Consider the following 13,961-nt stretch of genomic DNA (forward strand, 5'->3'; position numbering starts at 1 on the left):
AAACAAATCCATCGCGATAGATTCGTTGGTTTGTCAAAGGGGGTATTTTTTATAGAATGGATACTTTTTGCAAGAACTGTGACCTTTTATTTCTCAATTAACGGGTAGGCTCCAGGAGGTTAAGTGGTAGGAGGCCTCCCTGCTTTACCATGCTCCCGCTCATCCCTGGGGGGATCCGGGCGTAAGGCTTTCATTGCCAGTTTGTAGCTCTCTATTTTATCGGGTTTTGCCGACACGGCCCCAAGACCACTAAAGATGGAGCGGCTTCTGCCCATTTCGTTAAACATTGCCTGCACGACGAGATCCCCTTCATGCGCGCGCAGACTAATCCTTGAAGGAATGGGTATTGCGGCGGCGGCATTCTCAATGGCTGTGGCTTTTGCCCCCGCCCCCCGCGAAAAGTACTTGCCTCGAAGCCGTGTAATATTGTCATGCACCGATTGATTTACCGCATCACAGAGTCCGGCCCGGGCAGCGGTTAATTCACCATGGACACGATGAGCGATGCCCAAACGAGCGACGAGGGTAGCGCCGTCCAGGATGTCTTGTCTGGCCCGTGCCAGAAATTGATCCATCCTGGCATCCCCGTCACCGAAACGTTGCGCATTGCAGGCGTCACTAAGGCCTTGTAATCCCCTGAGTTCGGGTAATGCGTCACGCGCCGTGGTGAGATGAGCACGGTGAGCTTCGAGGCCTGCCAGAAGGGCATTCAAATCCGCAGCGGCTGCGATTAACGTGACGCGATCGTTAACCAGCAAGGCGTCTGGAAGCAGCACCTGGCCGCCGAGACCCGGTTGCACGGGCGTGGTGATGGCTGCACGGAGGGTATTTGCTTCCACCAGGGTGTCATAGGCCCTGTTGACCGTATCCCGTAAGGTTGCAAGAGCCGTATCCCGATCATAGGCAAGACCAGCGCAGGCTGCATGCAGGCTGGCATGCAGGGAGGATGTATGATCCTGTCCCGTCACCGCTTCCAAATCCTGCATTTTTGCAACGATTGCAGCGTAAGCCGGCGTAACCATGGCGTCAAGCATGCGTTGTCGGGTTGCAGGCGCGGCGGCTTCATAAAGGGGTTTGGAGGCCAGTGCGGCCATGAATGTTCGTTGTGCAGGATTAGCAGCCTCGTAGGTCGCGTTAGTGGCTAATGCAATCATCAATGCCCTTTGCGCTGGGGCGGCTGCCTCATAAATCGGTTTAGCCGCCAGTTCAACCATCAGGGCGCGTTGATCGGGTGTTGCCGCTTCGTAGCCTGCACTCGCGGCCAGGGTGACAACCAAGGTCTTTTGCGAAGGACTGGCTGTTTCATACACAGGGCTTCTTGCCAGTGCGGCGACCAGTGCCCTTTGTGTAGGGCTGGCAGCCTCGTAGACCGGGCTGACTGCCAGGGCGACCATTAACGACCGTTGCGCAGGATTGGCAGCCTCATACTCTGGGCCGGTCGACAGTGCGGCAGCCAGCATCCTCTGGGCAGGACTGGCGGATTCGTAAGACGGGTTCGTTGCCAGGGCCGCCATCAGTAGCCTCTGAGCGGGGCTCGCGGCTTCGTAGCCGGCGCTGGCAGCCAGCTCAACCATCAGCGCCTGTTGCCCGGCATTCGCTGCTGCATAGGCAGGGTTAGCGGCCAGAGCGACCATCAACGCTTGTTGCGGAACGGTGGCGAGTGCATAGGCAGGCGCGTGCATAATGTTTATTTCACGCAGTGTTTGTGCAGCCTGAGCCAGTGTAATTGTCGGTTGTGGAATTCCCGGAGCTGGCGCCGTTCTGTGCGTTAGGCCTTCAATGAGGCTTTTGTATTTCGCCCCTACGGCTCCCTGAAACACCTCTTCAGTGCACGCCGGCCTGGTCGTGTCATGCGGCCAGACACCGGTAAGAGCATAATAGATGTTGCGTCCCAGAATGGCGCGGTGAATTATTTCAGGCGCGCGGTTCGCATCGATATCGCCCAGGTTAAATCCGCGGGTACGTATGCGTCCGACTATCCCTTCATTGTCAACGTGCCCTTCATTCACAACATCAGGCGGTGAACGTTTAAAGCTCTTGGTGTCTGCAACCCGAAGCGTGCCATCCCCTTCCACGACCCAGTTATCGAGCTTGGCATCCGGGAAATAGATTCCTTCCCTTTCCAGATCCTGGAATCGTGCGCACATTTGCGATGCTACCCCGTGAATGCGTTGCCGCAACGCGGTCGCGGCCGTTGTCGCCGCCGTTCTGTAGCCATCAACCGCCAGTGGATTTGCAGCGACAGCAAGAACAGCCGCATTCACGGCAATGGCGGCCGCGTGAGTGATTTCAATGCGATCACCTCCTGACATGCCATGAGTCAACAGATTAATTCGGGCAGTAACGGCCGTATCGATGTCGATTTGAGCCCTCCCCGCCGCCCTCATGGTTGCCGCCGTTTCCGCAGCCGCCGCAACAATGTAATCAAGGCGTCCGCGTTTGGCATACCCGCCGGCTCCCCCATTCGTACAAAGTGTGGTCACCATGAGGCTTCGCCCAACCGGAGCACCGGTATTGTCAGGCGCCCTGACCATGCGTGAAACCGCAGTGGGCGTGCACAACTGCGGGATAGCGGTTCGTAGCACCGTATCCATACGGCTTGCATAGCCAAAGCGGTATTCAAGCTTGAGTACTTCGGGAGGCTCAACGAGCGGAAGGACTGCCGTTACCTTGAAATTAATGATATTGGAGCCACCTAGAAAGGTGATGGTGTGGGTGTCAAGGAAGTCCCTCCAGCGGGCGACGGCCGCCGGATCTGATCCAAAGGGGAAAACCGTACGCAGGTTTGCCGCCAGAAGCCCTTGATTGCCCTTGTAGGTCACGAGCACATTGGCTAACCGTTCGGCAACGGCATCAGGGAGTTCGGCAATCCGCTGACTCAGGCTTGTCTGCGGTTCTCCCAATGGTTGCGGCGATTGGCCGGCCGCAACGAGATGGTTGCGTAGCTGATCGCGTGCGCTGGTCAGCTGGGCACGAAGTGCGGCAGAATGGCTATAGGTACTCCCTTTGATGAGGCTTTCGATATGAATAACACGGCGTTGAAGTTCCCTGTCAATCGCAACATGGGCAGCACTGCCCGGAGGTGAAGGTTCTAAAGCGTGTGCGGCATTGGCCTGGTCCACAGCAAGTTGCAGTTCTGTGCCGCGCGTTAGCGCCGATCCTGCCAGTCCAGCCAAATCAATTCGAGTATACATGGGTCGCCTCCATTGCTGCCCAAGGTAAGGATGCGGTCTGTGCAACCGCCTCCTCAAGCACTTAAACCGGTTTTATTCCGTTTGCAGTCCTGTGTACAACCGTATACCGCTGTTTTTGAAGTCAAATTGAATTCGAGTGATGCTTATTTTTCAATTATAAGACACCGCTCCCGCGTTTAGCAAATAGCAACTTTTTTAGACAACGATACGGTTTACAATACCCCTCCATCGCTCGCTATAATGTTGAAAATGAACTATAGTTGGGAATAGAAAGGGTACATGCTGAAAATTAATCCAATTCACTGATTCATTTAAATTTTAGGTCCCACAACAGGCTTTTAGGAGCTCCTGATGCTTACTAAATTTGATGCGCTTTGTAAAACCTTAAACATCGATTCGTCCGCCCCATCCATGGACAGCCTGAGTAAATTAATCCACTGGTGTGAAACCACAATCAGTACTGATCAACAATTTGAAGGTGATCTTGGAGAACGTTTCGCCTCCTACAAAGCCTTGGCAACCGATTTTCTTGGCCATATACAACCCAATATCCAAGCGGAAAAATTGACAACACCAGTGCCTGCTTTCAAAGATTTAACCCCGCTGCAATTTCTGGTGGATAAAGGCCTCGATATTTATCTGAAAACCTTAAAGCCAAGCCCTGAGCAACTCAACAGCAAAACCAATTACACACTGCTCCAGTTAGCCGCTGCCCGCGGTAACCTCCACATGACAGAAAATTTGCTGTCATTAGGGGCCAACCCACAGGAAAAGACACCCAACGGTCATTCGATTTTATTCGATGCCTTAATGCTACCCATCAATTCCGATGAAAAAATGAAGCAAAAAAAGCAGGCCATTTATTCACTGTTACGTCAACAGGATAAAACCCCGTTGCAAGAACGCAATGAATCGGGTGATTCGGTTTTACACCTCATGTCTCAATTTGGCTATGACGAGTTGGTTAAAGAGACACTGACTCAAGCAAGGCAGCTTGCTTATGCCTCCAACAATTTATCGCATTTCCCCATTCATTCCGCCATATTAAGTGGGCAACATGGGTGCGTTAAATTGCTGCTCGCCGTGGAGGGTGTGGACGAATTAACCGATGACCAAGGACGTCATGCCTTGCATTATGCGGCTCAATACGGAGACAAAGACATGGTTAAACAGTGTCTAAACTCCAAAACCCTGGATTCGGCTGACAGACAGGGCCAAACACCCTTAATCTTAGCCACCATCGCGCATAACCTCAATGCCATCAACGAGTTGCTTGCCTTTGGCGCTCAAATTAACCTGACGGATAATGAAAGTAGAAGCGCATTGCATTATGCGGTTGAATCCAATGATGTCGATGGAGTGAAACGACTGTTAACCGCGTCAAACATCGATGTCAATCTCAGTGATTATGACTCGCATACCCCGCTTGATTTGATTCAGGAACACACCCCTGACGGTGAAACCATCAAAAACCTGTTAATCGCCCATGGAGCATCCAAAACGGCCAGCAAAAACGGCAAGCCCTGATACCTAAAAAGGATGGGCTATACTGTATACAGCACGCGTTCAGCCGAGTAATTTGCTATGCAGGACAAGACGGAAGATCTGCCCGTTTCTACGGGTCACGGCAAAATCATCGAACTCATGTGGGCTTTAAATTATACAGCAGATCCCAATGGCGTGTGTAATGGCTACAGCAACATGGGCATCCAGGCCGTATTACTCGGAGAACACTCACATTTTAAAGAACGCGTTGACCAGCTTCTAACAATCCCTTTACAAGACTTTTCCAAAAAAGCCCGCGCTCAGCAGTCAAATCAAGAGATTCCTGATGGAAAGAAAGCCCTTAAAGAATCAGTACGGGCACAGATGGAGTCTTATTTAAAAGAGAAAGGACTATGGGCCGATACTCTCGCCTTTTTTGACGGGATTGAACTCAACCAGCAGAGGCATCTTTACCAGCATTTATTTGAAGGAAAAATTCAATTATCGCAGCAACGAGGCGGTGTCGTTGAGTTAGTGTTCCCTCAAACGCTTGAAGAACAGGGAGGAATCGTGTCTTTACCCGCCACTGTTGCCGGCGTTTATAAAAAAGAGGAGCTTAAGGCCTCTCTCGAATTGTTAAAAAAAGGATTTAAGAGCCTGCACCTGACAGAGCCCGTCAGTCTGGCTATCATTGGTTTTGGAGGTCGGCATGCTGTGTCCATTTCGTATAATCCCGAGACAGAAAAATGGATTCTGATTGATGCCAATTTGCCTCCCCTGCAAGAATACGATGACGAAGATAACGCGGCTAAAGCTTTAATCCGATCGTGTTCAGACGATGAGGTTGCCGCCATTCGTCTTGCATTTTATACAACCTCAGGCAATAAGCCGCTCGAACAGCCGTTAACTGACCTCATTCTGCAAGTGCAGCAACTATCGAATGACGGCATGAAGGAGAAGGTGGAATGGGCCGATTCACAGGGAAGCACCTGGCTCTGTATCGCGGCACAAACAAACAATGCCATGCTGATTTCTGAATTGGTTGCGAGCGGGGCTGATGTGAATAAACGGACTCGTGATAAGTACACCCCGTTAATGGTTGCTCTCCTGTGTGGTTACAATGACTCTGCACAAATGCTTCTGGATCTGGGAGCCAATACCAACTTGGGTAATGGAGAACAGATTAGCCCCTTGAGAATTGCAATTGCTAAAGAGAACTGGGATATGGTGGCCGCCTTGCTTGAAAAAGGCGCTGACCCCCACCTTCGCCCCGACATGCAAGCGCTCTCGCCTTTTGAAGACGCCATCAAGTTAAATAACCCGTCTCTCTTGAAACTTCTGTTGGATCATGGCGCTCAACCGTTTCAAACATTCTTCGGTAAACGAAATTACATGATTAATCTTGCAGTTAAAGACGGTTGCCTGGAAAGTCTTAAGGTATTGCTTGAGCATGGCGGCAAAGCGAATGGTGAAATAGAGGACACCAGTCCGTTATTTATCGCAATGCAAAACAAGCGGCTTGACGTGGCCCGTGTATTACTAGAATACGGGGCAGATCCGGATGTTGAAGACACTACTTTTGAGCAAACGGCTTGGCAGTTTGCGAAGGACCATCATTTGGATGATTTTTTAGAGCTGTTTACCAATCCCCCACAACAAAAACAGTCAGAGGCAAAAGAAACACCATCCACCTTGTTTAACCCCTCTGAGGTGCAACCTTTTATCGACGCCCTGGCGAATTATTGCAAAAAACGCGCAGGTGAATGGCGATTGCCCAAATCGCTGTACATGAACAAAGACAATTCCAAAGGCTTTAAAACCAGGCTGATCAGTACTAAATTCGGTTACAGTCCTCAGGATAAAATCAATGCAGCCCACAAATTAATCGAGGCATTACAAAATAAGAATCCAAGGGAGGCACTCACCGAATTTGATATCGGTGCATTGACGAACTCGAGACTTTATTCAACCGTGGTTAAACAATACGAGGATTTATTTCGGAGGGTCTACGAGGTGCGTCAATTTTTTTATGACAATTTAGAAGACTCTCCGGATTTGTAATGATTACGATCGGTGATGAAGCGAGGGAGGATAATTCCACCTGAATCTTAAGCCTTAAGCGTCCTATGTCACATGGCCCATGGAGACCTACTGAAGGGGTTTATTAGTCTCTACAACATACACGTTGATATTACCAATTTGCCGTATAGTCAAAATGGTGAGTTGCGTGAGCACATACCCTCTGGATAAGAGTTTTAAACCGCTCTCTGTAATTAAATCGCGTGAGAGTACCATACCGGGCTTTAATGAACTCGCCGGAATTAACTGCTCACTGAGAGGCAAATCGGCAGGCATGCCTTTGATAATATTGACAAATAATTGCGCAAGGTGATTGTCATAGCGTTGGCTTTCATTGTTTCTTATGACTCGCAATGCCTCAGATGCCGACAATTTTTTTGGAAACAATAAACCCGATTGCAACTCGTTGTAATCCACTACAATGGAGAGAATACGCGACTCCAGTGGGATATCATTGATTTTAAACTGATGCGGATACCCCAGACCATTGCATAATTCCCGATGCGTCGAAATTAAATGGGCCACTTTTTCCAGAGCGGGAAACCCAAGCAGCATGGCACTGCCGAGAAGCGGGTATTTTTCATATTCTTCTTTTTCTCTGGCGGACAAGGTTTGGTACGGCTTGGTGACAATCGATTCAGGCATGCCAATTTTGCCAATAATATGCAACAAGCCGGCAGTATGTATCGCCTGGATTTCCTGAGCGTTCAATCCCAATTGTTCGGCAAACAATTGAGCCAACTGAGCGACTCGATGGGTATACCCTTTATAAAGACTTTTGGGCTGTTCGCTGATGGACGATAAAATCTCAATGACAGATGCATAGCTATGGTTAATGGCTTTGTAGGCTTTCTCCAATTTTAGCGTGCGCTCAGCGACAAGGTCTTCAAGGTTATTGTTTAGAAATAATAATTCCTTATTACGTTCTGCCAGTTCCATTTGCAATAATTTATTGCTTTCTTTAAGCTTCCGCTGCTCCATGAGGTTTTGAATGATATGTTCCAATTCATGGGGTTGCCATGGTTTATGGAGGTAGTAATCGATTTGACCTTTATTAATGGCTGCAATGGCGGAGTTAATATCGGCATAGCCTGTCAGTAAAAGGCGGTTAATTTCGGGCCATTTTTCCGCTGCTCTTTTAAGAAAGGTGGCGCCATCCATTTCAGGCATGCGCATGTCTGAGATAATGATGTCGACCTCGTCGTTTTCAAGCAATTCCAGGGCTTCCTGCCCCGTTGTCGCAGAAAGGACTTTGTAATTTAAAGGAACAAAAATGCGTTTAAGTGAATTTAGGATATTGATTTCATCGTCAACCAGTAACAATGTCCCTTTTGAGTCATGCGCTATCTCGAGCATCCCTACTCTCCTTACCGTTATTCCTTCAAAGGAATATAAACAGTGAATGTGGTCCCCTCGCCCTCTTTACTGACGACTTTAATTTGCCCCTCATGCTTTTGTAGGATGTTGTATGAAATAGAAAGGCCCAGGCCCGTGCCTGTCCCTACCGGCTTGGTAGTAAAGAAAGGATCAAACAGTTTTTCCATGTTTTCTGGAGAAATACCTGAACCCGTGTCTTTAATGGCAATAAACACCTGATTGCCTTCCACACCCGTGGTGATCGTAATTTCTCCCTGCTCAACAATGGCCTGTCCAGCATTGACCAATAGATTCATAAAAACCTGATTCAGTTGGCGAGGGTTACAGGTAATGTCCGGGAGGTCGCCATATTCTTTTTTTACCGTGCATTTGTATTTTAATTCATTCCAGATCATTTTGAGGGTTACATCAATGCATTCATTGATATTGACTTTCTGCATCTCCCCTTCATCGGTGTGCGAAAAGAATTTTAAGTCATTGACAATTTCACTGACCCGACGCAGGCCCTCACCGCTTTCCTTAATAAGGTCAGCAATATCCTCGAGGATAAAAGAAAGATTTTTCTCCTTAGTCAGCTGTTGCCAGTAATTTTTTAATTCGCTAGCCGCCTGCGTCTGATTCAACTGGTGCTCCATGTTCTTCAAGACCAGCTTAATCACTTCCGTGTAATCACTTAAGGTTTTGGTATTGCTGGCGACATAGGCAATGGGATTATTAATCTCATGAGCAATACCGGCTGCAAGCTGGCCGATGGCGACCAGTTTTGAATGTTGAACCAGTTGGGATTGAGTGGATTGCAGTTCGTTATATAACCCTTTTAATTCCTCATAGTTTTGAGCGAGCTTTTCTTCACTGAGCGCAATGTATTCGCGCGCCTGTTTTGCAAGAGACCATTTTTTAGTCATCGTCGAGGCCAGTTGCCTTATTTCAATGATATCAAACGGTTTTTTTAGAATAATGAAATTATCCGAGCCCTGTAACTGCTGATAAATTTCATCAAAGGAATAATCAGAATAAGCTGTACAAATCACGACCTGAAGGTAAGGATCGACTTCCCATAATTTTTTAATGGTATAAATTCCATCCCATCCCGGCGGCATACGAATATCAACAAAAGCAAGTGCATAGGGATTTTCGCTGGAATAAGCCTGAGTGACCAGCTCCAGAGCTTGTTCTCCCTGATAGGCGGAATCCATGTGAAACAGCGGTGCCGCGATCGCGTTTTCCTTTTCCAGCTGATCAAACAGGCGATTATACGCGTTAAGCGGACCATCGTTTTTTTGATTTATACCAAGAATTTTTTGAAAATCCTTGTGTATTGCCTCATTATCATCAACCACCAAGAGCCTATTTTGCTCCATGTCAGGCTTCCTTACTTAAACGGCGAAAATGATTTTAGTAACATCCTTTTATTGCGGTTTAGTATAAATTTAGCTCATTTTTTAATAGTCAACATTCTGGATGGAAAATTTATAACCGCCTGGTCGTCTTTAGTCAGGTGACCTTTATTTATTGCGGGCTTGATTTTAATAAATGTTCCAATTCAGCAGAGTCCACTGGACTACTGAAATAAAATCCCTGCACTTCTTCACAATGGCATGATTTTAAAAATTCCAATTGTTTTTTAGTTTCCACCCCTTCCGCAATGATTTCCAAATTGAGTTTCTTGGCCAACGAAATGATGGATTGAATAATCACCTCATCGCTGGAATTCAAGTTAATGTTACTGACAAAGGATTGGTCGATTTTTAATCTTGAGAGCGGCATTTTTTTCAGGTAATTGATGCTGGAATTCCCTGTCCCGAAATCATCCAATGTAATATGTACCCCAAGAGCATTTAATTCCGTAATGGGCTTTATCGACGTTTCAACCGTATTTATAATTACGTTTTCTGTCAGCTCCAGCTCGAGATAGCGGGGTTCTAATTGAGTTAGTTCAAGGATGTTTTTTATTTTTTGGGCAAAATCAGGCTGGATAAGCTGTTTTGAACTGATATTGACCGCAATGCGCAGGGGAGGAAAGCCCGCCTCCTGCCATTGCTTGTTTTGTTCACAAGCCTTTTTAAGCACCCAATCGCCAATCGCTACACTTAAGCCAATTTCCTCCGCTGCGGGTATAAAATGAATAGGCAGCAAGAGGCCTTTTTGAGGATGATTCCAGCGAATAAGGGCCTCAATCGCTGATATTTTCTTGGAAATCACATCATATTGAGGCTGGTAATGGAGAATGAATTCGTTATTGGTAAGGGCATTGTGCAAATCATTTTCCAATTCGAGACGGGCCGCAATCTGTTTGCCCAATTCAGCCGTATAAAATTGAAACTGATTCATTCCCTGGTTTTTTGCTTTGTACATGGCCGCATCGGCATTACGCAGTAATTCACCAATGGTGGTGCCGTCGCGAGGATAGACACTGATACCTATACTGGAACTGACTGATAAGGATTGACCTAAAATATCAAAATTATCCTTAAACGCGTCTAATAAATGATTGGCAACCGTTCCTGCATCCAGTTCCTGCTTAAGATTACTCACAATCACAATGAACTCATCGCCGCCAATTCGCGATAAAGTATCGGTTTTTCTTAACATAAACTCCAATCGTTTAGCGACACATTTGAGTAATTCATCCCCTGCTGCATGCCCTAAACTGTCATTAATCAGCTTAAAGCGATTCAAATCAAAAAACAGAATGGCAAACAGCGATTGATGACGTTTGGCATATTCCAGCGCATGCTGAAGCCTGTCCAACATCAATACACGATTCGGTAAACCGGTCAGTGAATCATGGGTCGCCTGGTATTCCAGCTTTTTTTCAAGAACAATGCGCTGGGTAATGTCACGAAAACTCCAGACACGCCCAACTGTTTTATCTTTTAATTTATAAGGTTGCGAGTAGCATTCAAAAATATGATCATGCGCAAAATTAAATTTCTCTATTTTGATTCTATCGGCTTTTTCGGACAGATCAGACACCATGTCTAAAAAAGCACTGGAGTCTTGCGCCTGGCGGGCAATATGGGCTATAACCAGATCGCCCTGGCGGGCTTCAATCAGGGACTGAGGGATGTCGCACATTTCCAGAAGTTTATTATTGTAATTAACCACTTGATTTTCATTGTTTAATACGAGAATGCCATCCGCCGACGATTCAAGAGTCCCTCTGGCTACCGAAAGCAATTCCTGCAGGGAATTGGTTCGCTCATCCACGCGTTCCTCCAGCATTTTGGTGTAGTCGCGTTTTTCCTGCAGCAGCTGCCATTTTTTAGTTAATGCATAAGCCAATTGACGAACGGCAATGTTATCAAACGGTTTTTTCAGGATAAGCAGATTTTCTTTCTGTCCTAATTGGTCTACCGTTTCTTCCCAGGAGTAGTCCGAATAAGCCGTACAAATAACAACCTGTATTTCAGGGTCTATGTGCCAGATGTGCTTGACTGTTTCAACACCATCCCAACCCGGCGGCATACGAATGTCTACAAACGCCAACGCATAGGGGTTACCTGCCTTAAACGCTTCTTCCACCATTTTGGCCCCTTCCTGACCCTGTGAAGCAGTATCAATTTGAAAATAAGGCAATATATTTTTTTTCGGCGCACCCACATCACCGAATAATTTTTTTTCTACCCCGGATAAATCATCCGCTTCATTCACCGATAATATCTTGATAAAGTCTTGATGGATGGCTTTATTGTCATCAATTACGATAATTTTCAAATCGTTCACTGTCGTCATGATCATCTCAGCTTTCAGTTTTTATTGCATTATCAATAGGGAGAGTCAAAATAAATTCAGCTCCCTTGCCGGCTCCCTCACTTTCAACCTGCAACGTTCCGCCTAACTGTTTTGCAATCAATGCGCTATTGTGCAATCCAAAGCCATGCCCCTTCTGCTTTGTCGTAAAGCCAAAACTGAATATTTTAGGCAGGTTTTCAGGCAATATCCCTCCTCCAGTGTCGATAATACGAAGGATCACCTGCTCAGAATCCGCCTGTTTATCAATCACAATCGTTATGTTTTTTGGACCGCCGTCTTTCAGCTCCATCAGGGATTCTTTGGCATTTTTCAATAAATTGGTCAGCAATTGCATAAGCTGAGTTCTATCTGTGATTATGGAAGAAATGTACCGGTAGTCTTTGTTTAGGGTAATGCGGTTAAGCAGCATCGAATCTTCAGTCATCACAAGGCGAATGGAGGATTCCAGAAGATTGGGCAGGATGACTTTTTCAGTGATGGGCTGACGGCTGGTAACCTCATTTTGAGCGCTAAGAATGTCTTTGATATGATTGTATTGTTCCCGCAAACGATTAAGCTCTTCTTTAATCGTGCCCTGATGGGATTTAATTTCTTCAAATAATACCCTGAGGTAATCGGGCAGCAGTTTACCCTGTTCATCGTTTTGAAAAAAATCAAGCAGATTGGATTCATGTGACTTAAGCATGTCAATCAACAGACTAATTTTTTTATACATCAGGCTATTCATGCTCTCTTCCATCATTTCCACAGAAACACCGACACTGTTGAGCACATTGCCAATATTATGCAAAACGGAAATCGTGACTTCGGCCATACCCGCCTGATGTGATGCTGCGATGAGATTTTGTTGGGCCTTAAGCAATTCGGTATTCAATGCTTCCGCTTTTTGCTCGGCTATCTTACGCTCATTAATTTCCTTCATCAGTTGCATGGTGGCTTTGCTGACGCGCAAATGCAGATCCCAATAGGATTTATTGAGGTAGGAGCTGGATGAATCCTGCAGCCAGGTTATCTGGCAAGGTGATGAGGGCGTCGCGGACAAAACAGGCATGGAGACAACCGTCCAATGAAACAAAGCCCCTTTAACCCGCCCTTCGGTTTCCAGAATGATTTCCTGTCCATTATCCAGGGTATTAATCAATACCAGGGCGTCTTTTTCTGATTTAATGGCTTTCATTAACCACTGGTTAAAATCGAGGTTAATCAGATCGTCCTGTCCAGTTAAAAAGCCAAGGAATGCCGGATTATCGTATAAGATAGTGTTTTTATTATGCAATACGCAAGGCATTGGTAATTTGCTGACTACCCAGGTTATTTCCTCCATGACCATAACCCTTCCTTAAGTTGAGCTGAACATGCCGCGCTCTTCCAAAATTAAGTACGCGTTTTGCCAGAATAAAGACATCAGGGAAGCAATATTGGAAGCCGTTTTATCTTCAATGACAACACGGCTGAAACCAATGTAGGCACTGATATCCCCCCGAGGCAACATGACGCCAGTCCCAATAACCGATTGAACACCGTACTTCGTCACAAAATCCTGAGCAGGAATATAAGGCGAACCCAACGCGGGCGAAACATAAAAGACACCAAATGTGCCAGCAATCCCCTCGTAACTGGCACCGGGCTCACTTTGTCCCAACAAAACCCCGACATCAAACCCAATCTGTTGCAGTAATTGCGACACCATCGGGATATGTTCCAGTGTTTCATGCGACAGAAGAATGGCTTTATGGCCTTGCGAGGTATGGCGATCCTGCCATGCCGGCTCCTGCCCATACGTTCCCATCAGTACCAGCAATTTACTCTCTTCCTGAATTTTATCCTGCCAAACCTCCCTTGCCACGTTTTGCAGGGAATCAGGCAATAAGGCATAGTCAAACGAATGATAAACCCGTGACAAAACCAGATCCGATTCACCTGAATGCCTGCACAAATCAACCAAAGTCTGTGTTAACCGTTGATACGCGTCCTCCACAGAATGAAATGACTGCTTTTGGGTAAAGACCTGGCTGACAGCGGCCTCGACATCGCTTTCAGTAAAATTGGATAAATTCATAGGGCTCCTTC

Annotated in this window: 8 protein-coding genes; 2 read left to right on the forward strand and 6 right to left on the reverse strand. The window is 46.7% G+C overall.

Going from position 1 to position 13,961, the window contains the following annotated elements; translation table 11 throughout:
• Nucleotides 1–119 precede the first annotated feature (119 nt).
• Nucleotides 120–3,194 carry a hypothetical protein gene (locus tag GH742_RS09025; protein WP_203454595.1) on the reverse strand — a complete coding sequence of 1,025 codons (3,075 nt, stop codon included), beginning with the start codon at nucleotides 3,192–3,194 and terminating at the stop codon, nucleotides 120–122.
• Between the two features lie 351 nt (nucleotides 3,195–3,545).
• Between GH742_RS09025 and GH742_RS09030 the strand changes: the two genes are divergently transcribed.
• Together GH742_RS09030 and GH742_RS09035 are read left to right on the forward strand one after the other, a co-directional pair.
• Complete coding sequence (locus GH742_RS09030) at nucleotides 3,546–4,721, forward strand: ankyrin repeat domain-containing protein (RefSeq protein ID WP_203454599.1); 1,176 nt, start codon at nucleotides 3,546–3,548, stop codon at nucleotides 4,719–4,721.
• A gap of 57 nt (nucleotides 4,722–4,778) precedes the next feature.
• Nucleotides 4,779–6,740: an ankyrin repeat domain-containing protein gene (locus GH742_RS09035; protein WP_203454601.1), complete on the forward strand. Its 1,962-nt coding sequence runs from the start codon at nucleotides 4,779–4,781 to the stop codon at nucleotides 6,738–6,740.
• A gap of 87 nt (nucleotides 6,741–6,827) precedes the next feature.
• Here GH742_RS09035 and GH742_RS09040 read toward each other — a convergent pair whose 3' ends face one another.
• The 5 genes from GH742_RS09040 to GH742_RS09060 form a co-directional block, all read right to left on the reverse strand.
• Entirely contained in the window at nucleotides 6,828–8,114 is a 1,287-nt protein-coding gene (locus tag GH742_RS09040) for an HD domain-containing phosphohydrolase (protein ID WP_203454603.1), read from the reverse strand.
• A gap of 17 nt (nucleotides 8,115–8,131) precedes the next feature.
• Nucleotides 8,132–9,496: an ATP-binding protein gene (locus GH742_RS09045; RefSeq protein ID WP_203454605.1), complete on the reverse strand. Its 1,365-nt coding sequence runs from the start codon at nucleotides 9,494–9,496 to the stop codon at nucleotides 8,132–8,134.
• Between the two features lie 148 nt (nucleotides 9,497–9,644).
• A complete protein-coding gene (locus tag GH742_RS09050; protein ID WP_203454607.1) occupies nucleotides 9,645–11,870 on the reverse strand; it encodes an EAL domain-containing protein in 2,226 nt (741 codons plus the stop codon).
• Nucleotides 11,871–11,877: 7 nt separating this feature from the next.
• The gene (locus GH742_RS09055) at nucleotides 11,878–13,221 is read right to left on the reverse strand and encodes a sensor histidine kinase (protein WP_203454609.1); all 1,344 of its coding nucleotides are present in this window, start codon (nucleotides 13,219–13,221) and stop codon (nucleotides 11,878–11,880) included.
• A 9-nt stretch (nucleotides 13,222–13,230) separates the two neighbouring features.
• Nucleotides 13,231–13,950, reverse strand: coding sequence for a hypothetical protein (locus GH742_RS09060; protein WP_203454611.1), 720 nt, complete (start codon nucleotides 13,948–13,950; stop codon nucleotides 13,231–13,233).
• Nucleotides 13,951–13,961 lie beyond the last annotated feature (11 nt).

Source organism: Legionella sp. MW5194, assembly GCF_016864235.1.
Taxonomy (GTDB): domain Bacteria; phylum Pseudomonadota; class Gammaproteobacteria; order Legionellales; family Legionellaceae; genus Legionella_C.